Source organism: Sphingobium sp. CR2-8, from assembly GCF_035818615.1.
In the GTDB taxonomy this organism is placed as follows: Bacteria; Pseudomonadota; Alphaproteobacteria; order Sphingomonadales; family Sphingomonadaceae; genus Sphingobium.
Window position 1 is genome coordinate 1,571,501 of record NZ_JAYKZY010000002.1, and the last position, 24,789, is coordinate 1,596,289.

Below are 24,789 nucleotides of genomic sequence, written 5' to 3' on the forward strand. Positions count from 1 at the left end.
GACCATGCGCAACATGAAAGCGCTGGGCGCCGTCACACTCTCGCTCGCGCTCGCCGCCTGCGATATGGCGCCCAAATATGTGCAGCCCGCGCTGCCGGTGCCTACCGCCACCCCGCAGGGACCGGCCTATGGCGCGGCAGGCGGGCAGGAGGTGACCGTGTCGGCGGACACCGCCTGGCGCGATTTCTTCACCGATGCCCGCCTGTCGCGGGTGATCGAAACCGCGCTTGCCAACAATCGCGACCTGCGCCTGGCGATCGCCAACGTCGAACAGGCGCGCGCGCAATATAAGGTTCAGCGCGCCGACCTGCTCCCGACGGTGGCAGGCAGCGGCACGGCGACCTATTCCGAGCAGCCGCTGGTGCAATTTGGGCAGAGCGATACGCTGCGGACCGACGTCTATCAGGCGCAGATCGGCATCTCGGCCTGGGAAATCGACCTGTTCGGCCGCGTCCGCAACCTGACCAAGGCGGCGCAGGAGCAATATTTCGCCAGCGTCGAAACCCGCAACGCGGCGCAGACCAGCCTGATCGCGGAAACCGCCAATGCCTGGCTCACCATGGCGGCGGATCAGGAAAGGCTGCGCATCGCGCGTGGCATGGAACAGGCGTTCGGCAAGACGCTGGAACTGAACAAGGCGCGCTTCGCCAGGGGGATTGCATCGGAACTGGAAGTGCGCCAGGCGCAGACCAGCTATGACGGCGCCCGTTCGGATATCGCCGCCGCCACGACGCTGGTGGCGCAGGATCAAAATGCGCTCAACCTGCTGGCAGGCACCACCGTGCCCGCCGCCGACCTGCCGGATTCGCTATCGCAGAATGACGCAACGCTGGACAATCTGCCTGCGAACATATCGTCCGACATATTGCTGCGGCGGCCCGACATCATAGCGGCGGAACATCAGCTGCGCGCCGCCAATGCCAATATCGGCGCGGCGCGCGCCGCCTTCTTCCCGTCCATATCGCTGACGGCGGCGCTTGGCACGGTCAGTCTCGGCCTGTCGGGGCTGTTTAAATCGGGCAGCAAAAGCTGGTCGGTCGCGCCCAGCGCGACATTGCCGATTTTCGACTTCGGCCGGAACAAGGGCAACCTGCGCTACGCCCGTGCGACCTACGACGCGATGCTCGCCACCTATGAAAAGAGCGTGCAGACAGGTTTCCGTGAAGTGGCGGACGGCTTGGCGCGGCGTGGCACCATGACGCAACAGATCGAAGCGCAGACGTCGCAGCGGGATTCCGCCCGCGTCGCCTACACCCTGTCGGAAGCCCGCTTCCGCGCGGGTGTGGACAGCTTCCTGACGACGCTCGATTCCCAGCGGTCGCTCTACACCGCCGAACAGAGCCTCGTCGCCACGCGCTTGACGCGCGCGAGCAACATGGTCGAACTCTATCGCGCAATGGGTGGCGGCTTGAAATAAATCGCCCGCCCCTTTTGAACGCAAGCCGGAGGAAGCCCTGGCGATCAATCTCCGCTATTTGCCAACAGGTGAATAGCGGAGATTTTTATGGGCCTCTTCGAAACGGTTTTCCCGTCCCCGGTAGGCGACCTGACCCTGGTCGCCAGCGACGATGGCCTTGTGGCTATTCTGTGGCAGGACGACGACCCCGCCCGCGTCAGGCTGGCGGTCCGTCAGACACTCCACGATCATCCGATCCTGAAAACCGCCAGCGCAGAACTGACCGAATATTTCACGGGAAAGTTACGGCATTTCGCCGTCCCGCTGGATTTCCGCGGCACGGATTTCCAGCAAAAAGTGTGGGCCGCGCTTGTGACCATCCCCTATGGCGAAACCCGCAGCTATGGAGAGATCGCCCGCGCGATCGGGCATCCCACTGCCAGCCGCGCGGTCGGCGCCGCCAATGGCCGCAACCCCATCTCGATCATCGCACCCTGCCATCGCGTAATAGGCGCGAAAGGCGCGCTGACCGGCTTTGCCGGCGGCATGGACGCCAAACGCTGGCTGCTCGATTTCGAGCAGAGCGGCGATCGGCTATTATGAGAAAGTGGTGCACCCAAGTGGATTCGAACCACTGGCCTTTGCCTTCGGAGGGCAACGCTCTATCCAGCTGAGCTATGGGTGCATGACGCTGGTCAGGAGGGGCGGGTAGCAAAGTCCTAGGCCCTGCGCCAGCGGCAAAATCGCCTCGACCGATCTTATTTCGCGGCTTTCTCGATCGGCTGGAATTTGCCCAGCCCGCAACTGGCGCCCGGTTGCAATCCCGGACCGCCATTCCACAGCACGGTGATGATATCCACCGAACAGAGCTGCGACAGGCTGGTCTTGTAGAGGAATCGCTTTTCGAAGCCCAGGCTGGGGCAGCTATTGGGCAATATGTTGCGATAGGCTTTCTTGCCGTTCATGATGAAGTCGATGGTACGGTCGTCGCGCACGTCGGTCGATCGGATCGATCCGATCTGGATGCAATCGACCGGCTTGCCCTTTGCGACATAGGGATCGGGCTTATCCTTGGCCAAGGCGGGAAGGGCTATGCCGGCAAACGCGGCATACAGGGCAAAACGGGCAGCGGGGGCAAGGGCGCGGCGGGCGGACATGGCTTCTCTCCTCATATGACGCCGAATCGACGGCACTGCGCGACTCTTTCCGTCATCTCCTAACGCTGCGGTCCTGAACAGGATGAGAACGGCCTTCGCGTTCAGGCAGCCTTGGACACCGATCCCTGCGGCGCAGGCGTCTTGGGCTTGAAGCGGCACAGGTCCGCCACGATGCAGCGCCAACATTCGGGCCGCCGCGCCTTGCACACATAGCGGCCATGCAGGATCAGCCAATGATGCGAGTCGCGGCGGAATGGCCCCGGCACATGCTTGTCCAGCTTCTGCTCGACCGCCAGCACAGTCTTGCCCGGCGCCAGCCCCGTCCGGTTCCCCACGCGAAAGATATGGGTGTCGACGGCGAAGGTTTCCTGGCCGAAGGCGGTATTCACCACGACGTTGGCGGTCTTGCGCCCGACACCGGGCAGGGTGGTCAGCGTGTCCCGGTCTTCCGGCACCTGACCGCCGAAATCGCGCACCAATATCTCCGACAGGCCGATGACGTTCTTGGCCTTGGTATTGAACAGGCCGATCGTCCTGATATGCGTTTTCAGTCCGTCTTCGCCCAGATCGACCATCTGTTGCGGGGTCTGAACTTCGCGGAACAGCGCGCGCGTCGCCTTGTTCACGCCGACATCGGTCGCCTGCGCGGACAGCGTCACCGCGACCAGCAATTGATAGGGATTGCCATATTCCAGCTCCGTCACCGGCGCGGGATTGGCCTCCGCCAGGCGGCTGAAAAAATCGAAGATCTGCGCCTTGTTCACGGCTTACAGCCCCAGCACGCCCTTCATGTCGTAACGCCCGGTCGGCTGCGCGACCAGCCAGCGCGCGCCCTTCACCGCGCCACGCGCGAAGATGCTGCGGTTTTCGGCGCGATGGCCGATTTCGATCCGCTCGCCCTCGGCCGCGAAGATCACCTGATGGTCGCCCGCCACCGATCCGCCGCGCAGCGCGGCAAAGCCGATCGCGCCCTGCGCCCGTGCGCCGGTGATGCCGTCGCGTCCGCGCTCGCTATGCGCGGCCAGCGCGATCCCGCGCCCGCGCGCCGCCGCTTCGCCCAGCAACAACGCCGTGCCCGATGGCGCATCGACCTTGTGCCGGTGATGCATCTCCACGATCTCGATGTCCCAATCGTCGCCCAGGCCCGCCGCCGCCTGCTCCACCAGCGCGGCGAGCAGGTTGACGCCCAGCGACGTATTGCCCGTCTGCAACACCGCAACATGCTTGGCCGCTTCGTCGATCAGGGCGTGGTGTACTGGCTCCAGCCCGGTCGTACCGATCAGGATCGGTTTGCGCGCAGCGATACACGCGTCCAGATGCGCGCCCAGCGCACCCGGCACCGAAAAGTCGATCAGCACGTCGCTCGCTTCGGCCAGCGCCAGCGGATCGGCTGTCATAGCGATGCCCGGCGCGATCTCGCCTGACGGATCGCGATCGGTGCCGCCCGACAGGCCCAGGCCAGCCTCCGTCACGACCTGTGCGATCGCGCGCCCCATGCGGCCCGCCGCCCCGAATATGCCGATCGTCGTCATGGCTCTGTTTCCGTTCCCACTATAGGCTTCGGCCGATGCCAGAGCGGAACGGCTTTGTCATCCCTCGACGCATTCTCTAAAAGCCCGCCATGACCCAAGACATCCGGAACATCGTCATCCTTACCGGCGCAGGCATTTCGGCCGAAAGCGGCCTCGCCACCTTTCGCGGCCCGGACGGCCTGTGGGAGGGGCATCGGGTGGAGGATGTCTGTACGCCCGAAGCACTGGCCCGCGACGAGGCGCTGGTGCATCGCTTCTACGATGAACGCCGGGCAAAGCTGGCGGATGTTCAACCCAATGCCGCGCATCACGCGCTCGCCGCCCTCGACGCCGCATGGGCGGGCGACTTGCTGATCGTCACCCAGAATGTGGACGACCTGCACGAACGCGCCGGAGCGAGGCGGCTGATCCACATGCATGGTGAACTCAAATCCGCGCTGTGCGCCGTGTGCAACAAGGCAGTCCCTTGGGCTCACGCCCTGCCGCCGGGCAGCACCTGCGACGGCTGCGGCCAGCCGCGCCTGCGCCCCGACATCGTCTTCTTCGGCGAAATGCCCTATGATATGGAGCGGATTGACGATGCCGTCCGTGACGCGGACCTGTTCGTATCGATCGGCACGTCGGGCGCAGTCTATCCCGCCGCCGGTTTCGTCCAGACCGCCCGTCACGTCGGCGCACGCACGCTGGAACTCAATCTCGATCCGTCTGCGGGCAGCCTCTATTTCGAGGAAACACGGCTCGGTCCGGCCAGCCTGCTGGTGCCCGATCTGGTGCGCGAACTGCTGGCCTGAACCGGAAAGCCCTCGCATTGCCCGGCGCTTATAGTATAGCGCGGCCTTTCAACATCCCTGTGCGGAGCGATCGGTGATTACTGTCCAGCGGGTGGCCAAGGCCGCCGGCAAGCATCTGACCAAGGCGGCGCTCAAGCTGCGCAAGGCGCTGGGCGCGCGCGCGACGCGAAGCTGTCCGGCCTGCGGCGCGGCCGTCGTCGGTTTCTTCCGCTATGGCGACAATGGCGAATGGGGCTGCCCGCAATGCGGCGCATCCCCGCGCGAACGGCTGATGAACTGGTTGATCCAGCAGGGCATGCTCAAAGTGCCGACCGACGGCGCGATCCTGCACATGGCTCCCAATGAAGCCAGCCTGGTCCACCGCTTCGCCGTCGCGGCCGACTATACGCCTGCCGACCTCGATCCGTCGCGCTACGCCGTCGCGAACATGGCCCGCGTCGACCTGATGGACCTCTCCGACAGCGACCGCTACGACCTGTTCTACGCCAGCCATGTGATGGAGCATGTGCCTGACGACATGGCTGTGCTGCGCAACATCCATCGCGCGCTCAAACCCGGCGGCGAAGCCTGGCTGATCGTCCCACTGTGGGACAAGCCGACCGAGGATGGCAGCTTCGACATCCCCCCGCGCGAACGGGAACGACGCTTTGGCCAGTGGGATCATGTCCGCCAATATGGCCCCGATTTCGCCGATCGCATCCGCGCCGCCGGTTTCGATCTGGAAGAGATCGACGCGGCCGCGATCGACACCGACACACGCTATTTTCACGGGCTGGACGACCGTCTGTTCCGCGCGCGCAAGCCGGGCGGAGACATCGCACGGTGAGCCGCCTCGCGCGGCTGGAAGGCTCGGCCCGCTTCCTCGCGCTGGTGAAGCTCGCCAATGTCGGGCTGGTGTTGATCTGGGGCTTCGCCGTCACCTTCGTGTTCGTGCGCGTCCTGCCGATCGCGGAGTTTCAGGCGTTCCTGCTGCTCGTCGCCTTTGGTAACTTCACCATCTCGGCGGAATTCGGCCTCACCAGCATCATTTATGCGCGGCTGCGTCGCCACTGGCTGTCGAGCGACGATGCGGCGGCAGACGACGGTGGCTTCCGGCTGGAGGAAATGGGCGTGCTGTTCCTCTTCCTCGCTCTGCTGGTCGCGGGTGCCACGCTGATCCTGCTCGCCGCGCTGGCCTTGGGCTGGCTGGCGACCGGCTTGCCGCTGCTTTTCCTGCTCTTCTTCCTGTCCGCCTGCCTCAATCTGCCCGCCTTGCTCGCCAAGCGGGCGCTTGCAGCAGTGGACGGCAACGTCCTGTGGGAAGGGCTCGACTGCGCCCGGCGCGTCGTGACGATCGGCCTGCTGCTCGCGATGCTGTCGGGCCTGGACCCCAGCCTGTCGGTCGCGCTGCAACTGGCGGTCAGTATCGCGGTGATCGGTTATGCGATCGGTCAGGTCCACCGCCGCCTTGGCATGAGCCGGTGCCAGTGGCTCGCCTTCCGCGTCGGCGGCGGCCATGTCCGTGCCCATTATCTGCGCGATATCGGCGCGTCGGCCGCCTTCACCGTGTCCGACATCGTCGCCTACAACGCGCCCTATTTCACCATCGCCCTCGCCACCAATGACGCGCGGCCGATGCTGGTCTTCGATTTCTTCTTCAAGATGTCGCGTTCGCTGTCCATGTTGGTGCGCGCGACGGTGGAGGCCGCCTTGCCCCGCATCACCCGCGCCTATCATGCGGGCGACCGGGTGCGTCTGCGCCAGTTGCTGGGTCGCGCGCTGGCGGCCGCGATGCTGTTCGCGCTCGGCCTGTCCGCTCTGCTGCTCTTCGCGGGCGACCGGCTGTTCTCACTCCTGTTCGACGGTCGCGCCGCGATCGATCGCGCGGACATCATGCTCATCGTCCTGGCGCTCGCCGCGCTGACATTGCTCTGCGTATCGGTCTATGTGCAGGCGGCACTCGGGCGCTTTGGCGAATTGCTCGCCCGATCGCTGCCCTTCCTCGCCGGATCATTGGCCAGCGCGCCGCTTGCCCTGCTGTTCTGGCCGCAGCGCTTCGACCTCGCCTTCCTCGCGCTCTATGCGCTGACATTGGTCGGCGTCGCTGCCCTGCACCTCGTCTCTCTGCGCGGGTTGATGCGCGCATGAAGGTCGCCATGGTCGATCCCTCGCTCTTCACCGGGCGCTATGACGACAGCCTGTGCGCTGCATTGGGAGGGCAGGGGGCAGACGTCACGCTTCTGGCCCGGCCGATGCGCGACACCGATGCCATCACGCCGCAGGGCTATGCCTATCACCCCCATTATTTCCGCCATAGCGAAGCGCTCCGTGCGCGGAAGGGCGAAGGCCGCGCCTTCCGCATCGCCAAGGCTGTGGAATATGCCTTCGCCTGCACAGTCGGCGACATTGCCCCCTTAAGTCAGGCCGACATCGTCCATGTCCAATGGCTCCCGCTGGCCCCGGCCGACGCCCTGATGCTGAAACGCCTCAAAGGGCGCACGGCGCTGGTCCACACCGTCCACAATGCCGACGCCTATCATGCCGACGCGGGCGTGCAGGGGCGCGGCTATCGCGCGCTGCTCGACCAGTTTGATGCGCTGGTCGTGCATGGCGACACCACGCGCGCCGCGCTGATGGGGCAGGGGATCGATCCCGGCCGCATCCATGTGACGCCGCATCCGCCAATGCGCCTCGCGCCCGCTACGCGGACCGACCTCGCCGCTATGCCGGCGCCCACCGTTCCCCGTTTGCTCTTCTTCGGCACGATCCGCCCTTATAAAGGCGTCGACATCCTGATCGAAGCCTGCCTGACACTGTGGCGTGCGGGCCATGTCTTTGAACTCGTGCTGGCGGGCAAGCCTTTCATGGACGTCGCCTCGCTGGTCGAAACCGTCCGCCAGGCGGGCTTTGCCGACCGCCTGATTACCGATTTCGGCTTCCTCACCGAATCCCGCCTGGACGCGCATATGATGCGCGCCGACATAATCGTTTTCCCCTATCGCCATATCGATTCGAGCGGCGCGTTCCTGTCCGCGCTCCATCATGGCAAGGCGATGGTGACGTCCGACGCGGGCATGTTCGGGCAGTTGCCGGACGGCGTCGCGGCCAAGGCGAAGGCCGGAAATGCACCCGCCCTGGCCCAAGCCCTCTTGCCGCTGATTGAAAGCGCGGCCATCAGGCAAAGCCATAGCGCGCAGGCGCGGGCCTATGGACAGGCTATGGGTGATTGGAAGGATATGGCGGTGGCGACGATCGGCATCTACGAAACCGTGCTGGCCGCGCGCGCATGAACCGCTATCGCCGCGAACTGGGCGACCGCGCCCTGGGCCTGCGCCTGGCTTTGGCCGGACGCGTCCACCAATATCCCGAAATCCAGGCGTTGAAGCGTTTCCTGTCCGCCTTCGCCATCGACTGCCTGTTCGACGTCGGCGCCAATCGCGGCCAATATGCAACGATGCTGCGCAAGGACGCAGGCTATAAAGGCCTGATCCTCTCCTTCGAACCCAATCCTGACATCTTCGCCGAACTGCAAAAACAGGCGGCGTCCGATCGCAAATGGCATGTCTTCAACGTGGCGCTGTCCGATTTCGAAGGTCCCGCCAGTTTCAACATCATGGCCGCCGACCAGTTCAGCTCGCTCCAAAAACCGTCGGATGCACAGGACGCCATCTTCGCCGACCGCAACAGGGTGACAAAAACGGTCGAGATGCAATGCCGTCGCCTCGACACGCTGCTGCCTGAACTCCAGGCGCAGCATGGCTTCACCCGTCCGTTCCTGAAGATGGATACGCAGGGCCACGACCTTTCCGTCTGCGAAGGCGCAGGCGCCATCATCGCAGACATTCTCGGCATCCAGACCGAACTGGGCGTCCGCCCCATCTATGAAGGCGGCACCGGCTATCGCGCGATGATCGACTGGCTGGAGGCGAAAGGGTTCGTCCCCTCAGCCTTCTTCGCCAACAACAAGGGGCATTTCCCCCTGCTGGTCGAAATGGACGGCATCTTCGTCAACCGGACTTTGGTGACGGCCTGACCATGGAGGCCGCCGTCCGATTCGTCAGCGCCCGCCGCCTGTTCCTGGCGGGAGCGATCGGCCTGGCGCTGTGGCTGGGCGCGACCTTCCTTTGGCACGTCACCTATCGGCAGGGCGTCAGCCTGGCGGTGATCCTGCTGCTGGACCAGGATTTCCCGGTCCTGCTCGGCTCGCTGCTGCTGCTCGCGCTCGCCGCGCCCTGGGCGGAGGGGAAGGGGATCACGCTGCCCCGGCCGACCGCGCGGATCGTCGTGCCCTTGATCGTCCTGCTCGGCATGGCGGCCTGGGCGGGCCATTATGCGCTGTTCCAGGATTATGCGATCAGCCGGGACGAGGAGGTCGCCCGCTTCGCCGCCGCCTATATGCGCGAAGGGCTGTTCGCACGCCCCATCCCCATCGAATGGGAACCCTATCGCCGCGCGATCATGCCCGAATTTTTCTCGCCCTTCGGCGCGGCGGATTATTGGACGGCGGCCTATCTGCCGGTGAACAGCGCGATCCAGGCCATTTTCTGGCAGTTGGGCGACCCCAATCTGGCCGGTCCCGTGCTGCTGATGGCGGGCCTGTTAGCGTTGTGGCGGGTGGCGCTGCACCTGATGCCCGATCGCCCCGACGCGGTCTGGGTGACGGTGCTACTGGGCTTTTCATCCAGCCAGCTTTGGGTCACGGCGATGACCCCCTATGCGATGACGGGCCATTTCGCGCTCAACATGATCTGGCTGGCGCTCGTGCTGCGCGGTGGCGTGGTCGGTCATGTCACTGCGGGCGTCGTCGCGCTGGTGGCGGCCGGGCTGCATCAATGGCATTTCCCGCCCATCTTCATCCTGCCCTTCATCCTGTGGATGCTGCTCGCCCGGCGCTGGACGGTCGCGGCCTTCCACGCGCTCACGATCGTGGCGATCGTCATCATCTGGGCAAAGCTCTGGCCGGGATATCTGCTCCATGCGCTCGGCGCGCCCACCGACGTCCGCCCGTCCGCCGGCGTCGCGGACAAGGTCGGCAGCCTGTTCGAACGGCTGGGCGACCGCTGGCAACCGCTGGTGAACCTCACCCGCTATGTCGCCTGGAGCAACATCCTCATGGTGCCGCTCGCCATGCTGGGCATGGCGGGGATGCGCTGGCGCACGATGATCCGGGGGCAGGAAATCGCGCTGCCTCTGGCCTTGGGGTGTCTGGCGGGCAGTCTGCTCGCGCTTGCGCAGGGCTATGGCTGGGGATTCCGCTACGCCCATGGCTTCATCGGTCCCTTCTGCCTGCTCGCGGGGCTGGGCTGGGCGCGCTTCCGGCCGCAGGGGGCATTACGCCCCCTGGTCATCGGCCTGTGCATCACCGCGCTGGCCAGCATCTTCCTCGTCTGGCGAACGCACGAATTCGTCGCGCCCTATGCGGCCAGCCACCGTCTGATCGATTCGAGCCAGGCCGATGTCGTTCTGGTCGATCCACGCGGCGGCCTCTATGTCACCGATCTGGTCCGGGGCCGCAACGGCGTGCCGGGCAAGCCGATGGTGATGAACCTTGGCATGCTCTCGCTCGATCAGGTGGACGAACTGTGCAAATCCTACGTCGTGGAATTGTTCGACCGCGCCGAATTTCGGCCGCTCGGCGTGCCGCTGGCGCGCTGGAACCTTGGCCGGATGGACGCCCTGCGCGCGCATATGAAGGAAGAAGGCTGCGACCGCCCGGTTCAGCCGCCGCTGCCCGACAATTTTGACGACGCGCTGAACGCCGCCGACAACGCGATGTAGCCGTCAGTTGGCCGCTATCGCAGGCGCCTCGTCGCGGTAAAGCAGCATCACCGATCCATCTTCGCCCTGCACCGCGCGGATCGGCAGGCTCAATTGCAGCGCCGACAGAAAAGCCTGGCTGTCGCTGGTGCGAAAACGTCCGCCGATGCGCAGGGCCGACACGCGCGTATCGCCGATCAATATCGGCGCAGCCCTGTACCGATTGAACTCGCCCGCCGCCTGATCGATCGTCTCCCCATCCAGTTCGACCATCTGTTCGCGCCATGCGGTTCGCTGGTCGATCAGCTTGGGACCAAGATGCGTCACCGCGATCGTGCGCGGCTGGATGACCGCGCCCGCGCCCGCAGCCACCTTCTGCGCGGCGCTCCCGCCCGAATGGACCGTCACCGCGCCCTTCGTCACCGTCAGTTCCACGATCGACGGGCGCATCCGCACGTTGAAGGCCGTCCCGACCGCGCGGATCACCGCAGACCGCGCCTCGACGTCGAAGGGGCGCTCTTCATCATGGGCGACGTCGAACGACGCCTCGCCCTTGATCACGCGCACTTTTCGGCCGTTCGCCGTGAAGCGCACTTCGGCTTCGCTGTTGCTGTTGAGGTGGAGGATGGAGCCGTCATCCAGCGCGATGTCGCGCGATTGCCCGATGCTGGTCTGATAGCGATCGGTGCCGCTGAACGTGCGGACCGTAACCACGGCGGCGACCAGGAAGAACAGGACCGCGGCGGCAGCGGCGATCATGATGTTGCGCGACAGGCGGCGCTGCTGTTCTTCGCTGACGATCTGCGCCAGCGGGGGCAGGGTAACATCGGCCGCGGCGCTCTTCAATCGCTCGGCGGCTTCCCAGGCGGCTTCGGCGCGGGCGAAGGCAACGGCATGGCGCGGGTCGCTTTCGACCCAGGCGCAAATCTCCGACTCGTCCTCAGGCGTGGGGGCGCTGTTAAGCCTGGCCAGCAGGCGCGCGGCTTGCGCTTCTATCGCGCCCCTGTCTGCGCTGCTCGAACCTGGTCCCGACGCCTGCACGCTCGAAGTCCGTTTCCTCACGTTCTGCCCAGGCCCGCATAACTATCGCGATGGCTTTGGCCAGATGTTTTTCAACAGTAGAAACGGACAGGGCCATCTCCTCCGCTATCTCCAGCATCGATTTTTCGTGGATGCGGCGAAGAATGAAGACGCGCTTGCATTGGGGCGGCAGCAACTCGACGATCGCCTCGACCTGGCGCAGTGCCTCGCGGGCATGCAGCTGCGCTTCGATATTATTCTCGCCACCCAGCAATTCCAGGTCGGCGATGGTTTCGAAGCTGACCACCTTGTTACGGCGGGCGGTGTCGATGACGAGGTTGCGGGCGATGGTGAACAGATAGGCGCGGCCTGTCGTCACATTCTCCCAATTTTCCGTGGCATAGGCGCGGGCCAGAACCTCGGCGACCATGTCTTCCAGTTCATGAGTGGACGGCAATATCCTGCGCAGGCGACCACGAAGGGCGGCTTCCTGTGGCAGGATCACCGTCTTGAACCATTCCAGTTTAGCGCGAACCCTATGCACGATGACCCCCTTATATGTCAGCCGCGTCTCTCCTGATTTTTTGTCACTGTCTTATCTGTGACATATTTCAATCATGGATGCAGGGGTCTGTCCAGCCGCCAATGGGGCATATTGTCGCGATCGACCAAAATTGTTCCCGGCCGCGTAAAATAATTGTGGATATGTGGCGTAGAACGCACAGCTATGTCTGTATCCGCCATGCGGTCAGCCTTAGTCGGGGGGCGGGGGCACTTCCGAAGGCGCGGAGTCGGGCTGGTCGTAATCCGGGCCAATTGGTGTAATTTCATCCGGCTCGGTCATCGGGGTTTCGTCCGGCGTGTTGGGTGCCGGCAGTTCGTCGGGGGACTGGGGCTGGATGGTGTCGGGCGGCGGGACGCCATCGGGTCCGGTGTCGGGGCGGGTCGCCATCTTTGTCTCTCCTGTGTAATGCATAGACCCTACGTTCGGGCAGTATCGCGGGTTCCAGGGGATGTTCCACTATCCCTTGCCTCTTCCTGCGCTTTTCTCTATGCCGCGCCGACCGGCGACCGATGCGGGCGTGGCGAAACTGGTAGACGCGCCAGATTTAGGTTCTGGTATCGCAAGATGTGGGGGTTCGAGTCCCTTCGCCCGCACCAGTGCGCCGCCTGGCGCGACGCCACCGAAATTCAGCTGAAGAAAGCGTTTGAGAGAAGAGATGCAGACTGTCGAGACGTTGAACGAGGGCCTTAAGCGCGCCTACACCGTAACCATCACGTCGAAGGATATCGACGCCCGTGTCGACAAGGAAGTGAAGGCGATCGCACCGCAGGTGCGCATGCCCGGCTTCCGCGCCGGCAAGGTGCCTGCCAACCTCGTCAAGAAGATGCATGGTGAATCGCTGCAACGCGACGCGCTCAACAACAGCATCCAGGAAAGCATCCAGACGCTGATCGCCGACCAGAAGCTGCGTCCCGCGATGCAGCCGTCGGTCGAACTGGACGAAGGCTTCGAGTTCGGCAAGGACGCCGAAATCAAGGTCGAACTGGAAGTGCTGCCCGAAATCGCGACCCCCAGCGTCGATGGTCTCAAGCTTGAGCGTCTGACCGTCGAAGTCGCCGACGCGCAGGTCGATGAAGCCGCAGGCCGCATCGCGACCCAGCAGGGCGCGCTCGAAGAACATGACGCGGATCACGCCGCGGCGGACGGCGACACGCTCAAGATCGATTTCGTCGGCAAGGTCGATGGCGAAGCCTTCGAGGGCGGTTCGGCCGAGGGCGTCAATCTCAAGATCGGCGCGGGCCAGTTCATCCCCGGCTTCGAAGAGCAGCTGACCGGCGTCAAGAAGGGCGAGGAAAAGACCATCGAGGTCACCTTCCCCGAAGATTATGGTGCGGAACATCTGGCCGGCAAGGCCGCGACCTTCGACGTCACCGTCCATGCGATCCTGAACGCCGACAAGCCCAAGCTGGACGATGAGTTCGCCAAGTCGCTGGGTCTGGAAGGTCTGGACAAGCTCAAGGAACTGCTCAAGGGGCAGATCGAGCAGGAACATAATGGCCTGACCCGCACCTATATGAAGCGCAAGCTGCTCGACCAGCTGGCCGCTGCCCATGATTTCGACGTGCCGCCCAGCATGGTGGAAGCCGAATTTGCGCAGATCTGGCAGCAGCTGCAGCATGAAGCGACCCATGAGGAAGATCCGGCCGCCGCGATCGCCGAAATGGAAGCGGAGAAGGACGATTATCGCGCCATCGCCGTGCGTCGCGTCCGCCTCGGCTTGCTCCTGTCGGAAATCGGCCAGGCCAATGGCGTCGTCGTCAACGACCAGGAAATGAACCGCCTGATCATGCAGGCCGCGCAGCAGTACGGCCCGCAGGACCGCGAACGCTTCGTGCAATATGTCCGCCAGGACCCGATGGCCGCCGCCCAGCTGCGCGCACCTCTCTATGAGGACAAGGTCGTCGACTTCCTGTTCGAAAAGGCGGAAGTCACCGACCGCGCCGTGACCAAGGAAGAACTGGAAGCCGCGATCGAAGCCGAAGATGGCGATCTGAAGCCCCACGTCCATGGTCCCGACTGTGGTCATGACCATCACGACGAAAAGCCGAAGAAGAAGGCCGCGCCCAAGAAGAAGGCCGAAGCCGCTGAGGCCGAACCGGCCGCAGAAGAGGCGAAGGCCGAGGACGCCGCCCCCGCCAAGAAGGCCGCGCCCAAGAAGGCCGCCGCCAAGAAGGACGAGACCGTGGCTGAAGACGCCGCCGCCGAGGAAAAGCCCAAGAAGAAGGCCGCTCCCAAGAAGGCGGCCGCCAAGGCTGAATAAACCCTTCAGACAGCTATGATAAGCGCCCGGCTTCCCTCAGAAGCACGGGCGCTTTTCATTTCGCGGGCGGCATGGCAGACGAAATCTTAATCATGATGCGCCATTGGGTTTGCACCATTGAGGATACGGCATGAAGGCGGGGCAGGGCGTAGAGGCGATGAAGGAATTTCCCCCAGTGAACGTCGCAGCAAACCTTGCAGCAAATGGCGAAACGGCGACAGCGGCGCCTCATGTCGCGGTCATCCTGCCCTGCTATAATGAAGCGGGCGCGATCGTGCAGACGGTACAGGATTTCCGCCGCGCGCTCCCCAACGCCGATATCTATGTCTTCGACAATAATAGCAGCGATGGCAGCCGCGAACTCGCCGCCGGGGCAGGGGCCATCGTCCGCCGCGTCAGCCAGCAGGGGAAGGGCCATGTGGTCCGCCGCATGTTCGCCGACGTCGACGCCGACATCTACATCATGGCCGATGGCGACGCGACCTACGAAGCCGCTGCCGCGCCCCGCATGGTCGCCGCCATGCTGGAGGATAATCTCGACATGGTCGTGGGCGCGCGCAAATCGGAAGTGGAGGCGGCCTATCGCCGTGGCCACCGTTTCGGCAACTGGGCGCTCACCAGCCTCTTGAAGCAGCTATTCGGCCGCAGCTTCACCGACATCCTTTCCGGCTATCGCGTCTTCTCCCGCCGTTTCGTCAAGAGCTTCCCGGTCCTGTCGGCAGGGTTCGAGATCGAGACGGAAATCAGCGTCCATGCGCTCGAACTCGCCATGCCGGTGTCCGAAGTCATGACCGCCTATGGCACCCGTCCCGAAGGGTCGGTCAGCAAGCTCAGCACCTATCGCGACGGCTTCCGCATCCTGCGGACGATCATAACCCTCTATCGCATCGAACGGCCGATATTGTTCTTCGGCCTCATCGCGGCGTTCCTGGCGGCGCTGGGTCTCGGCCTCGCCGCGCCCCTGATCGTGACCTATCTCAAAACCGGCCTTGTGCCCCGTTTCCCCACCGCGATCCTCGTCACCGGCCTCATGATTCTGGCGACACTGTCGGCGATGTGCGGCCTCATCCTCGATACGGTGGTGCGTGGCCGACGCGAGGTGCGGCGGCTCGCCTATCTTGCCTTCCGCGCGCCATCCGACTTCGCCCGTCGCGACTGAACGCGCGGCGGCAGACCGTTCCCCCCTTGAACCATTCGCCTTTTGTGCCGATGTAGGGGCTGGGCAAAAGCACCTGACTGAAAGAGCACAATGACCGATATCATGTCCGATCCCATGGCCGCGCTGGTCCCCATCGTCATCGAACAGTCGAACCGCGGCGAACGCAGCTTCGACATCTATTCGCGCCTCCTGCGGGAGCGGATCATCTTCATCACCGGCCAGGTCGAAGATCACATGGCCTCGCTCATCGTCGCCCAGCTTCTGTTCCTCGAATCGGAAAATCCGAAAAAGGACATCTGGATGTATATCAACTCGCCCGGCGGCGTGGTGACGGCGGGCATGGCGATCCACGACACGATGAAATATATCCGGCCCCAGGTCGGCACCGTCTGCATCGGCCAGGCCGCGTCGATGGGCAGCTTCCTCCTCGCCGCAGGTGAACCGGGCAAGCGCATCGCGCTCGGCAACGCGCGCATCATGGTGCATCAGCCGTCCGGCGGCGCGCAGGGCATGGCGTCGGATATCGAGATCCAGGCCAAGGAAATCCTGCGGATTCGCCGTCGCCTGAACGACCTCTACGTCAAATATACCGGCCAGAGCCTGGAAGCGGTGGAAAAGGCGATGGATCGCGACACCTTCCTCGAAGCGGATGAGGCCAAGGCGTTCGGATTGGTGGACGAAGTGTTCGATCGTCGCCCCGCCGCGCCGGAATCTGCCGACGCTTAAAGACTATCTTTACCGGGTCGCGCCACTTTCTTCCCTTGTGGAACGAGCGCGCCCCGGTCTAATATGGCCTTTGGACCAGAAAATCCCCGGCCAAACGCGGTTCTGATGATCGCGGGCGGAGGGGAAGAGAGAATGGCGAATGACTAAGCTTACCGGTTCGGATTCGAAAAGCACGCTTTACTGCTCCTTCTGCGGCAAATCGCAGCATGAGGTGCGTAAGCTGATCGCGGGACCGACCGTGTTCATCTGCGACGAATGCGTGGAACTCTGCAACGACATCATCCGGGAGGAGACCAAGGGCGGTCTCGTCGGACGGAAGGATGGGGGCGTGCCCACCCCGCAGGAAATCTGCGACGTGCTCGACGATTATGTGATCGGCCAGAAGCGCGCCAAGCGCGTCCTCTCGGTCGCGGTCCACAATCATTACAAGCGCCTCAACCACGGCTCCAAGCCGGGCGAGGTCGAACTGGCCAAGTCCAACATCCTGCTGGTCGGCCCGACCGGTTGCGGCAAGACGCTGCTCGCGCAGACCCTGGCCAAGACGTTCGACGTGCCCTTCACCATGGCCGACGCGACGACCCTGACCGAAGCCGGCTATGTCGGCGAGGATGTGGAAAACATCATCCTCAAGCTGCTCCAGGCGTCCGACTATAATGTCGAAAAGGCGCAGCGCGGCATCGTCTATATCGACGAAATCGACAAGATCAGCCGCAAGGCGGAAAATCCTTCCATCACTCGCGATGTGTCGGGTGAGGGCGTGCAGCAGGCGCTGCTTAAGCTGATGGAAGGAACCACCGCCTCCGTTCCGCCCCAGGGCGGCCGCAAGCATCCGCAGCAGGAATTCCTTCAGGTCGACACGACCAACATCCTGTTCATCTGCGGTGGCGCGTTCGCGGGCCTGGAAAAGATCATCGGCGACCGTCTCGAAGCCAAGTCGATCGGCTTCGGCGCCTATGTCGCGGCGCCTGAAGAGCGCAAGACGGGCGAATTGCTCAAGTCCAGCGAGCCGGAAGATCTGCTCAAATTCGGCCTGATCCCCGAATTTGTCGGTCGTCTCCCGGTCATCGCGACGCTGGAAGATTTGGACGTCACCGCCCTGGTCAAGATCCTGGGCGAACCCAAGAACGCGCTGGTGAAGCAATATGGCAAGCTGTTCGACATGGAAAATGTCGAACTCAGCTTTACCGACGACGCGCTGGTCGCAATCGCGAAGAAGGCGATCGAGCGTAAGACCGGTGCCCGTGGCCTTCGGTCTATCTTGGAAGCGATCCTGCTCGACACCATGTTCGACCTGCCTTCCATGCAGGGCGTGGGCGAGGTCGTCGTCGACAAGGATGTCGTCGCCGGTACCAAGGAACCGATTTGCGTATTCAGCGAGAAGGAAAAGCGGGCCGAAGACGCCGCCTGATTAAGGCAGTTTTACCCGTATGATTTTAAGGGTCGGCGCGCAATCGTCGGCCCTTTTTCATGTCTGTTCCGTGCACTGCACAAAAATTCCTGCTGCGTTGCAAAATTGCACCACCGTTAAACTAGCGGTGTCAGGAATAGATTAGTCATTAAAAATCAATAATTTATGTTCATGAGCGATGTGTCCAACCGCATAGGCGGGATGGGCAGGGGAGGATTGTGACAGTCCTGCGGGTGCATTGTAACATAAATGCAATCGACGCATCACAGGGCCGTCGTCAGCAGCTGCAAAGAGCGGCAAGAGCAGGACAGCTTTAGCAGGCGTGCCACGGGGCATTCTTGAAAAGGGACAGGGGTCACATGAAACATTTGAAGATATTGTTGGCTGCGGGCGTAGCCACGATGGGGATGTCCGCCGCGATGGTCGCGCCGGTGCACGCACAGGAAACGACGTCGTCTGTACGCGGTACGGTGACGGCAGATGGCGCGCCGCTGGGGAATGCGACGATCACGATCACGCACGTTCCGTCGGGCACCGTGACGAATGCCGTCAGCAGCGCGAACGGTAGCTTCAATGCGTCTGGCCTGCGGGTCGGCGGTCCCTTCACGGTTCGCATCGCCGCCGATGGCTATGAAACCACCGAAGTGACCGACATCTTCACTGTCGTTGCCCAGCCCTATGACCTGCCGATTGCTCTGACTTCGCAGGGCGGTGCCATCATCGTCACCGCGTCGCGGGTTGTGGGCGCAGGCACGAAGGCATCCGGCCCCACGACTGTCCTGACCGCCGAGGATATCGCGCAGGTGGCATCGGTCAATCGCGACGTTCGTGATCTGATGCGCCGCGATCCCTTCGCGCGCCTGGATGAGACGCCTACCGGCGGCCGCGCGGTGTCCTTCGCCGGGCAGAATGCCCGCTTCAACCGCTTCTCGATCGACGGCGTGCCCGTCACCGACAATTTCGGCCTGAACCCGGACGGCTTGCCGACCCGCCGTTCGCCCGTGCCTTTCGACGCCATCAGCCAGTTCCAGACCAAGGTGGCGCCCTATGACGTGCGCGAGGGCAATTTCCAGGGCGGCGCGATCAACGCCATTCTGAAATCGGGCACCAATGAATTCCATGGCACCGGCTTTTACGCTTATTCGTCGGACGAACTGACCGGCAAGAAGACCAAGGCTGGCCCGGGTGTCCCCACCGGCCGTGTGACGCTGCCGAACTTCAAGTATGAGAATTATGGCGCCGAGCTGTCCGGTCCGATCATCAAGGACAAGCTGTTCTTCATGATCGCAGGCGAGCGTATCCGGGCCGCGCTGCCGATCGCCGAAGGCACGGCGGGCAACAACGCCGGTACGGTCATCCCCAACATCACGGACGCGCAGGTCGGCCAAATTCAGGGCATCGCGCAGTCGCGCTATGGCTATGATACCGGTGGCGTTCTCAACAATAACAACGATCGCGACGATCGACTCGTTGCTCGTATCGACGCCAACCTGTCGGATACGCAACGCGCCTCGGTCACCTACATGTACACGAAGGACTCGATCCAACTCAATCAGAACACCTTCGCGACTGGCAACCCCGGCCTTGGCCTGGAATCCAACGGCTATGTTTCGACAAACCAGCTGCACACCGGCGTGGTTCAGTTGAACTCCGATTGGACCGACGATTTCTCGACCGAAGTTCGTGGTTTCTACAAGGATTACAAGCGCGGCCAGGACCCCATCATGGGCCGCGGTTTCGCCCAGTTCCAGGTTTGCACGGCACCGACATCCGATCGAACGACCCCCGGCTCCGCCGGGTCGGGTGCATCGACGGCTTGTCAGCCCGGTTTCGGCACCGTCAGCTTCGGCCCCGACGTGTCGCGCCAATCCAACGCACTCACCAGCCGCACCTATGGGGGGCTTGTGCAAGCCCGGTTGACCAAGGGCGATCATGACCTGCGCGTCTTCGGCGAATTTTCCGATACGAAGATCTTCAACCTCTTCCTTCAGCGGACGGCTGGCGACTATTATTTCGACTCGATCGCGGACTTCCAGGCTGGCAATGCCCAGCGCTTCCGCTATCAGAATGCCGTCCCGTCGCTGGACCCGAACGAAGCCGCCGCACGCTTCCGCTATCAGTCTTACACCTTCGGCATCCAGGACTCCTGGCGCATCAACGACATGCTGACGCTGGCCTATGGCGCACGTTACGATGTCTATGGTGGTGACAGCCGCCCGACGCTGAACCAGGCTTTCGTGAACCGCTACGGCTTCACCAACATGGCCTATGTCAACGGTCGTGGCATCTTCCAGCCGCGCATTGGCCTGGACTTCAAGCCGACCAGTGACCTGTCGATCCGTGCGGGCGGCGGCATCTTCTCTGGCGGTTCGCCGGACGTTTATGTGTCGAACAGCTTCTCGAACACCGGGTTCCTGTCGAACACCATCGACGTGCGTCGCAACAATGATGGCAGCATCACGGGTGCGGATGTCCCCAACGGCAACGCCGTGCTGAATAACGTCAATGGCACGACCATCCCGGCTGCCGGTAACACGCTGGTGACGAATGCTGCGACGTCGGCAAACGCGCCTACCAATGCGCTCGACCACAAGTTCAAGATTCCCTCCCAGTGGCGCGGCACGATCTCGGCAGACTGGTCGCCCCGCGATACCTTCCTGGGCAACGGCTGGAACTTCGGTGGAGACTTCTTCTACTCTGCGGTCCGGAATCAGGTGTTCTTTACCGACCTGCGTGTCACGCCAACGGCATTGCGTACCCCGGACGGCCGGGTTCGTTACGCATCTGTCACGAACTTCGCCGACACGAACAACGACCTGTTCCTGACCAACACGACCAAGGGTCGCAGCTATGTGGCGGTCGCCCGTATCGACAAGAGCTTCGACTTTGGTCTGGACCTGGGTGTCAGCTACACGTGGCAGGATATCACCGATCAGGCGCCGGCAACCTCGTCGACCGCTTCGTCCAACTATGGCAACGGCGCGTTCCTTGACGCCAACGGCGCGGCCGTTGGTACGTCGAACGATGAAGTGAAGCACAATATCAAATATCGTGTAAACTTCAGCCACGCTTTCTTCGGTGACTACAAGACCAACTTCGCCCTGTTCGGCGAAACCCGCATCGGTCGGCCCTACAGCTACACGATGCAGGATGTGTCGAACGCGCGCAGCGGCATCTTCGGTACCACCGGTTCCAACTCGCGCTATCTGCTCTATGTGCCGACCAGCGCGAACGATCCGCTCGTGTCCTATGACAGCGCGGCGACCCAGGCCTATATGGAAGGGCTGATCGCCAGCACCGGCCTCGGGAAGTTCCGCGGGCAGATCGCGCCGCGCAACGCCTTCAACGCCAAGTGGTTCACCAAGATCGATCTCCATATCGATCAGGAGATCCCAACGGGTCTTGGCGGTTCGCGCATCACTTTGTTTGCGGACGTGGAGAATTTCACGAACTTCCTCAACAAGAAGTGGGGCCAGATCCGCGAATACACGTTCCCCTACAACGTGATTGCCGTGCGTGGACAGTGCCTGACCGCACCGGTCGCAACCGGTACGGCGCCGACCGCTGGTCAGCAGACTGCCAACACCGGCCAGGCCTGCGCTCAGTATCGTTACTCGGCGCCGACCGCGACGCCGACCGACACGATCTATTCGCGTCAGTCGCTCTACACGATCCGTATTGGTGCCCGCTTCACCTTCTAGGGGGCGCATCGATCCAAAAGAGAAAAGGGCGGGGCGCAATCCCCGCCCTTTTCTTATGCGTTCGTCCGATGCCCTATCGTTGCTGCGATCGCTATATTCGACCGCCAGCATATCGATAGGATCGGCCGCACGTAACAATATGTCAAAATCAGCGGGAAATGTGCGAAGTTAAGGGAAACCCTCACCGCAGGCAGCGATCCAGCCCATCGCGCTGCACCGACCCGATCCGCGCCGCAATCGTGTTGCCGTGCCGTCTGGTAAAGCCGCTCGGCGCGACGGCGGCGCGCTTTTTGGGCAGCGGCAGGACCGCCGCGATCCGCGCAGCCTCGGCCTTGGACAGCTTGCCTGCACCATGGTGGAAGTAGCGGATCGCTCCGGCCTGCACGCCATAGGTGCCGATCCCCGTCTCCGCGACGTTCAGATAGACTTCCATGATCCGCTTCTTGCCCCAGATCGCCTCGATCAACATGGTGAACCACGCTTCCAGCCCCTTGCGCACGAAGCCGCCGCCCTGCCACAGGAAGACATTCTTCGCCGTCTGCTGGCTGATAGTCGATCCGCCGCGAATGCGCCCGCCGCTCGCATTGTGGATCGCCGCCTTGGCGATGGCGTCGACGTCGAAGCCATGATGGCTGCAATATTTGCCATCTTCCCCGGCGATCGCCGCCCGCGCCATATCCGGATCGATATCGTCCAGGGGGGTCCAATCCTTGGTGATCCCGTTGGGGTCGAACAGCATCGTCAGCGTCACCGGCGGCGGCACGAAGCGGTAGAGGACCACCATCAACAGCGACAGGGCGATAAATCCGATCAGGATCTTGATCGGAATCATGATCCATCGAAATCGGCGGCGGGGCGGTGTATGTGCGGTCATGCCGCCCGTGGTAGCCCGCCCGCCGCCTCCGGTTCAAGCGGTGGCGAGTGTGTCCCGCCGCCGGTCCCGATTGATCAGCAGCACCATCGCTGCGCCGACCAGGCACAACAGGCCCGCAACGATGAAGGCGGGCATGTAGCTTTGCCACGCCGTGCGCGCCAGGCCACCGCCCAGCGCCGCGCTGGCCGCGCCCAACTGATGCCCGGCAAAAATCCAGCCGAACACGATGTTCGTCTTCTCCGCCCCAAAGCGCTGCGCCGTCAGCTTCACGGTCGGCGGCACCGTCGCGATCCAGTCCAGCCCGTAGAAAACCGCGAAGATCGACAGGCTGTAGAGCGAAAAGTCGCTGAACGGCAGGTAGAGCAGCGACAGGCCGCGCAGGCCATAATAGAAGAACAGCAGCCAGCGATTGTCGAACCGATCGCTCAGCCAACCCGATCCCAACGTCCCGAAGAAATCGAAAAAACCCATCATGGCCAGCATCGACGCCGCGCCCACTGCGGCCAGTCCATAATCGCCGCACATGGCGATGAAATGGGTTTGGATCAGGCCATTGGTGCTGGCCCCGCAGATGAAGAAGGAAAAGAACAGGATCCAGAAGGTCGGCACCCGCGCCGCCTCGCGCAGCACATGGATCGGCGTCACCAATAGCGCGCTCAGGCTTGCGGGCTGGGACGGCGCGACCTGCATCTCGGTATCGCCATAGGGCGCCAGGCCCAGATCCGCCGGACGATCCCGCATCAGCAGGATGACGGCGAAGCCCGCCACGACGATCGCGCCGCATATCAGCAGCAATGCGATACGCCATCCATGCGCCTGCGTCAGGCCTGCGAGCAACGGCAGGAAGGCGAGTTGCCCGGTCGCCGTGCTGGCCGACAGCAATCCCATCACCAATCCGCGCCGATGGTTGAACCAGCGCGTCGCGACGGTCGCGCCCAGCACCATGGCGGTCATTCCCGTACCCAGGCCAAGGACCACGCCCCACAACAGTATGAGTTGCCAAAGCTGGGTCATGCCCAACGACAGCAGCAGCCCGCCGATGACGATCGACAGCGATATCAGCATCATGCGGCGGACGCCGAAACGGTTCATGAGAGCGGCAGCAAAGGGGCCCATCCCGCCGAACAGCAGGAACCGGATGGCCAGCGCCCCGCTGATGTCAGCCGCGCTCCATCCGAACTCCTTCTGCAACGGCACGATGAAGACGCCGGGCGCCCCGACAGCGCCCGCCACCACCAACATGGTCAGGAATGTCGCGCCCACCACTGCCCAGCCATAATGGATGTTCCGCGCGGACAGACGACGGGCAAGAGCGTTGGACAATGTGAAGAACCCCTTTGCCCCCAAACGGGCTGGTTTTAAATGATGGGTATCATATATGTCGTCAAGAGGCCATTAAGGGGACATAGGACATGAAGGTCAGCCGCGATCAGGCAGCGCGCAACCGGGAACGGGTGGTCGACGCGGCGGCGCGGCTTTTCCGTGCGCGCGGCGTAGAAGGCGTCGGCATTGGCGAGGTCATGCGCGCATGCGGCCTGACCCATGGCGGCTTCTACAACCAGTTCGCGTCGAAAGAGGCTTTGGCGGCGGAAGCCTGCGCCACGTCGCTGGCCATCAGCGCAGTAGGCTGGCGCGACGTCGCGGCGGACGCCAGCGAAAGCGACGCCCCGGCCGCGATCGCCGCCCATTATCTGAGCGCCCGCAACCGTGATGCAGCCGAAACCGGCTGCGCCCTGATCGCGCTGGGACCGGACGCGGCGCGGCGCGGCGGCGACCTGGCAGGGGCATTTCGCGATGGGTTCGAGGAACTGGCCGCTATCCTGCAAGAAGCTGGACCGACCCTCGACAGGCCGACGGTGCTGGCCCGGATGGCGCAGATGGTGGGCGCCATGCTGCTGGCGCGCGGCGTCGATGATCCCGCTCTGTCGGAGGAAATATTATCCGCCGCCCGACAGGCGCTGGACGTGCCCGCATGAGTGGCTGGCGACCGATGGAGGCGTCGGATATCCCGGTGGTAGCTGCGATCTCCGATGCGGCGCATGGCGCCTATACCGAACGCGCGGATGTCTATGCTGAACGTCTGTGTCTCTACCCGGCGGGATGCTGGTTGCTGGAGCGCGATGGCGCGGCTTCTGGCTATCTGGTCAGCCATCCGTGGCATGGCGACGCGCCGCCCATGCTTAATGCACGCCTCCGCCAGATCCCGGCCAATGCCGATCTCTTTTATCTGCATGACCTGGCCCTACTGCCCCAGGCTCGCGGCAGCGGCGCGGCTGGCGATGCGGTGCGATTGGTCCTGGATCAGGCACGACGGGCAGGCTTCGAACGGATCACGCTGACCGCAGTCAATGGCGCCGACGCCTTTTGGCGCAAGCAAGGCTTCACCCCCATGGCCCGGCAGGACGGGGCCTATGATGCGGCCAGCATCCTGATGGAACGACCCGTGGAAAGCCGCCACTAAAGC

The 24,789-nt window shown here is 63.4% G+C and carries 23 protein-coding genes and 2 tRNA genes; 16 read left to right on the forward strand and 9 right to left on the reverse strand.

The window, feature by feature from the left end; all coding sequences use genetic code 11:
• Positions 1-4: 4 nt before the first annotated feature.
• The gene (locus U5A82_RS11605; protein WP_326291012.1) at positions 5-1,417 is read left to right on the forward strand and encodes an efflux transporter outer membrane subunit; all 1,413 of its coding nucleotides are present in this window, start codon (positions 5-7) and stop codon (positions 1,415-1,417) included.
• 87 nt (positions 1,418-1,504) lie between these two features.
• Positions 1,505-1,999, forward strand: coding sequence for a methylated-DNA--[protein]-cysteine S-methyltransferase (locus tag U5A82_RS11610; protein ID WP_326291013.1), 495 nt, complete (start codon positions 1,505-1,507; stop codon positions 1,997-1,999).
• A gap of 5 nt (positions 2,000-2,004) precedes the next feature.
• Here U5A82_RS11610 and U5A82_RS11615 read toward each other — a convergent pair.
• The 4 genes from U5A82_RS11615 to dapB form a co-directional block, all read right to left on the reverse strand.
• A tRNA-Arg gene (locus U5A82_RS11615) sits at positions 2,005-2,081 on the reverse strand.
• A 73-nt stretch (positions 2,082-2,154) separates the two neighbouring features.
• Positions 2,155-2,553 (reverse strand): hypothetical protein, encoded by a 399-nt coding sequence (locus U5A82_RS11620; protein WP_326291014.1) that lies wholly within the window; start codon positions 2,551-2,553, stop codon positions 2,155-2,157.
• 101 nt (positions 2,554-2,654) lie between these two features.
• Positions 2,655-3,317, reverse strand: coding sequence for an endonuclease III (nth, locus tag U5A82_RS11625; protein ID WP_326291015.1), 663 nt, complete (start codon positions 3,315-3,317; stop codon positions 2,655-2,657).
• A 3-nt stretch (positions 3,318-3,320) separates the two neighbouring features.
• Entirely contained in the window at positions 3,321-4,085 is a 765-nt protein-coding gene (gene dapB / locus U5A82_RS11630; protein WP_326291016.1) for a 4-hydroxy-tetrahydrodipicolinate reductase, read from the reverse strand.
• An 89-nt stretch (positions 4,086-4,174) separates the two neighbouring features.
• Here dapB and U5A82_RS11635 point away from each other — a divergent pair, with 89 nt between their 5' ends.
• From U5A82_RS11635 to U5A82_RS11660, 6 genes are all read left to right on the forward strand, one after another.
• Positions 4,175-4,876 (forward strand): NAD-dependent deacylase, encoded by a 702-nt coding sequence (locus U5A82_RS11635; RefSeq protein ID WP_326291017.1) that lies wholly within the window; start codon positions 4,175-4,177, stop codon positions 4,874-4,876.
• Between the two features lie 73 nt (positions 4,877-4,949).
• Positions 4,950-5,702: a class I SAM-dependent methyltransferase gene (locus U5A82_RS11640; RefSeq protein WP_326291019.1), complete on the forward strand. Its 753-nt coding sequence runs from the start codon at positions 4,950-4,952 to the stop codon at positions 5,700-5,702.
• Positions 5,699-7,003 carry a hypothetical protein gene (locus tag U5A82_RS11645; protein WP_326291021.1) on the forward strand — a complete coding sequence of 435 codons (1,305 nt, stop codon included), beginning with the start codon at positions 5,699-5,701 and terminating at the stop codon, positions 7,001-7,003. The genes U5A82_RS11640 and U5A82_RS11645 overlap by 4 nt, the downstream gene beginning before the upstream one ends.
• Positions 7,000-8,145 carry a glycosyltransferase family 4 protein gene (locus U5A82_RS11650; protein WP_326291023.1) on the forward strand — a complete coding sequence of 382 codons (1,146 nt, stop codon included), beginning with the start codon at positions 7,000-7,002 and terminating at the stop codon, positions 8,143-8,145. The genes U5A82_RS11645 and U5A82_RS11650 overlap by 4 nt, the downstream gene beginning before the upstream one ends.
• On the forward strand, positions 8,142-8,888 hold the full coding sequence (locus U5A82_RS11655; RefSeq protein ID WP_326291024.1) for an FkbM family methyltransferase: 747 nt from the start codon (positions 8,142-8,144) through the stop codon (positions 8,886-8,888). The genes U5A82_RS11650 and U5A82_RS11655 overlap by 4 nt, the downstream gene beginning before the upstream one ends.
• A 2-nt stretch (positions 8,889-8,890) precedes the next feature.
• On the forward strand, positions 8,891-10,633 hold the full coding sequence (locus U5A82_RS11660) for an MFS transporter (RefSeq protein ID WP_326291025.1): 1,743 nt from the start codon (positions 8,891-8,893) through the stop codon (positions 10,631-10,633).
• Positions 10,634-10,636: 3 nt separating this feature from the next.
• Here the strand turns inward: U5A82_RS11660 and U5A82_RS11665 are convergent, their stop codons facing one another.
• The 3 genes from U5A82_RS11665 to U5A82_RS11675 form a co-directional block, all read right to left on the reverse strand.
• A complete protein-coding gene (locus tag U5A82_RS11665; RefSeq protein WP_326291027.1) occupies positions 10,637-11,653 on the reverse strand; it encodes a FecR family protein in 1,017 nt (338 codons plus the stop codon).
• On the reverse strand, positions 11,571-12,176 hold the full coding sequence (locus U5A82_RS11670; RefSeq protein ID WP_326291028.1) for an RNA polymerase sigma factor: 606 nt from the start codon (positions 12,174-12,176) through the stop codon (positions 11,571-11,573). The genes U5A82_RS11665 and U5A82_RS11670 overlap by 83 nt, the downstream gene beginning before the upstream one ends.
• Before the next feature lie 210 nt (positions 12,177-12,386).
• The gene (locus tag U5A82_RS11675; RefSeq protein WP_326292918.1) at positions 12,387-12,584 is read right to left on the reverse strand and encodes a hypothetical protein; all 198 of its coding nucleotides are present in this window, start codon (positions 12,582-12,584) and stop codon (positions 12,387-12,389) included.
• Positions 12,585-12,708: 124 nt separating this feature from the next.
• On the opposite strand from U5A82_RS11675, the gene U5A82_RS11680 reads away from it, so the two are divergent.
• The 6 genes from U5A82_RS11680 (at position 12,709) to U5A82_RS11705 (ending at position 21,451) form a co-directional block, all read left to right on the forward strand.
• Positions 12,709-12,793: transfer RNA gene (locus tag U5A82_RS11680), tRNA-Leu, on the forward strand.
• A 59-nt stretch (positions 12,794-12,852) separates the two neighbouring features.
• Entirely contained in the window at positions 12,853-14,457 is a 1,605-nt protein-coding gene (tig, locus tag U5A82_RS11685; protein ID WP_326291029.1) for a trigger factor, read from the forward strand.
• A 157-nt stretch (positions 14,458-14,614) separates the two neighbouring features.
• Positions 14,615-15,616, forward strand: coding sequence for a glycosyltransferase family 2 protein (locus tag U5A82_RS11690; protein WP_326292919.1), 1,002 nt, complete (start codon positions 14,615-14,617; stop codon positions 15,614-15,616).
• Between the two features lie 90 nt (positions 15,617-15,706).
• On the forward strand, positions 15,707-16,342 hold the full coding sequence (gene clpP, locus U5A82_RS11695) for an ATP-dependent Clp endopeptidase proteolytic subunit ClpP (RefSeq protein WP_326291031.1): 636 nt from the start codon (positions 15,707-15,709) through the stop codon (positions 16,340-16,342).
• Positions 16,343-16,481: 139 nt separating this feature from the next.
• On the forward strand, positions 16,482-17,750 hold the full coding sequence (gene clpX / locus U5A82_RS11700) for an ATP-dependent Clp protease ATP-binding subunit ClpX (protein ID WP_326291033.1): 1,269 nt from the start codon (positions 16,482-16,484) through the stop codon (positions 17,748-17,750).
• Between the two features lie 359 nt (positions 17,751-18,109).
• The gene (locus U5A82_RS11705) at positions 18,110-21,451 is read left to right on the forward strand and encodes a TonB-dependent receptor (RefSeq protein ID WP_326291035.1); all 3,342 of its coding nucleotides are present in this window, start codon (positions 18,110-18,112) and stop codon (positions 21,449-21,451) included.
• A gap of 181 nt (positions 21,452-21,632) precedes the next feature.
• On the opposite strand, the gene mtgA is transcribed toward U5A82_RS11705, so the two are convergent.
• Entirely contained in the window at positions 21,633-22,325 is a 693-nt protein-coding gene (gene mtgA, locus U5A82_RS11710) for a monofunctional biosynthetic peptidoglycan transglycosylase (protein ID WP_326291037.1), read from the reverse strand.
• 33 nt (positions 22,326-22,358) lie between these two features.
• The gene (locus U5A82_RS11715; RefSeq protein ID WP_326291039.1) at positions 22,359-23,648 is read right to left on the reverse strand and encodes an MFS transporter; all 1,290 of its coding nucleotides are present in this window, start codon (positions 23,646-23,648) and stop codon (positions 22,359-22,361) included.
• 89 nt (positions 23,649-23,737) lie between these two features.
• Between U5A82_RS11715 and U5A82_RS11720 the strand changes: the two genes are divergently transcribed.
• Together U5A82_RS11720 and U5A82_RS11725 are read left to right on the forward strand one after the other, a co-directional pair.
• The gene (locus U5A82_RS11720) at positions 23,738-24,301 is read left to right on the forward strand and encodes a TetR/AcrR family transcriptional regulator (protein ID WP_326291041.1); all 564 of its coding nucleotides are present in this window, start codon (positions 23,738-23,740) and stop codon (positions 24,299-24,301) included.
• Entirely contained in the window at positions 24,298-24,786 is a 489-nt protein-coding gene (locus U5A82_RS11725; RefSeq protein ID WP_326291043.1) for a GNAT family N-acetyltransferase, read from the forward strand. The genes U5A82_RS11720 and U5A82_RS11725 overlap by 4 nt, the downstream gene beginning before the upstream one ends.
• The last annotated feature ends 3 nt before the right edge of the window (positions 24,787-24,789 follow it).

What these genes read in the sequence shown, in the direction of transcription:
- U5A82_RS11605 (WP_326291012.1), top strand. Translation starts at nt 5, where the DNA reads ATGCGCAACATGAAAGCGCTGGGCGCCGTCACACTCTCGCTCGCGCTC.
- U5A82_RS11610 (WP_326291013.1), top strand. Translation starts at nt 1,505, where the DNA reads ATGGGCCTCTTCGAAACGGTTTTCCCGTCCCCGGTAGGCGACCTGACC.
- U5A82_RS11620 (WP_326291014.1), bottom strand. Translation starts at nt 2,553, where the DNA reads ATGTCCGCCCGCCGCGCCCTTGCCCCCGCTGCCCGTTTTGCCCTGTAT.
- dapB (WP_326291016.1), bottom strand. Translation starts at nt 4,085, where the DNA reads ATGACGACGATCGGCATATTCGGGGCGGCGGGCCGCATGGGGCGCGCG.
- U5A82_RS11635 (WP_326291017.1), top strand. Translation starts at nt 4,175, where the DNA reads ATGACCCAAGACATCCGGAACATCGTCATCCTTACCGGCGCAGGCATT.
- U5A82_RS11650 (WP_326291023.1), top strand. Translation starts at nt 7,000, where the DNA reads ATGAAGGTCGCCATGGTCGATCCCTCGCTCTTCACCGGGCGCTATGAC.
- U5A82_RS11655 (WP_326291024.1), top strand. Translation starts at nt 8,142, where the DNA reads ATGAACCGCTATCGCCGCGAACTGGGCGACCGCGCCCTGGGCCTGCGC.
- U5A82_RS11660 (WP_326291025.1), top strand. Translation starts at nt 8,891, where the DNA reads ATGGAGGCCGCCGTCCGATTCGTCAGCGCCCGCCGCCTGTTCCTGGCG.
- U5A82_RS11675 (WP_326292918.1), bottom strand. Translation starts at nt 12,584, where the DNA reads ATGGCGACCCGCCCCGACACCGGACCCGATGGCGTCCCGCCGCCCGAC.
- tig (WP_326291029.1), top strand. Translation starts at nt 12,853, where the DNA reads ATGCAGACTGTCGAGACGTTGAACGAGGGCCTTAAGCGCGCCTACACC.
- U5A82_RS11690 (WP_326292919.1), top strand. Translation starts at nt 14,615, where the DNA reads ATGAAGGAATTTCCCCCAGTGAACGTCGCAGCAAACCTTGCAGCAAAT.
- clpP (WP_326291031.1), top strand. Translation starts at nt 15,707, where the DNA reads ATGACCGATATCATGTCCGATCCCATGGCCGCGCTGGTCCCCATCGTC.
- clpX (WP_326291033.1), top strand. Translation starts at nt 16,482, where the DNA reads ATGACTAAGCTTACCGGTTCGGATTCGAAAAGCACGCTTTACTGCTCC.
- U5A82_RS11705 (WP_326291035.1), top strand. Translation starts at nt 18,110, where the DNA reads ATGAAACATTTGAAGATATTGTTGGCTGCGGGCGTAGCCACGATGGGG.
- mtgA (WP_326291037.1), bottom strand. Translation starts at nt 22,325, where the DNA reads ATGACCGCACATACACCGCCCCGCCGCCGATTTCGATGGATCATGATT.
- U5A82_RS11720 (WP_326291041.1), top strand. Translation starts at nt 23,738, where the DNA reads ATGAAGGTCAGCCGCGATCAGGCAGCGCGCAACCGGGAACGGGTGGTC.
- U5A82_RS11725 (WP_326291043.1), top strand. Translation starts at nt 24,298, where the DNA reads ATGAGTGGCTGGCGACCGATGGAGGCGTCGGATATCCCGGTGGTAGCT.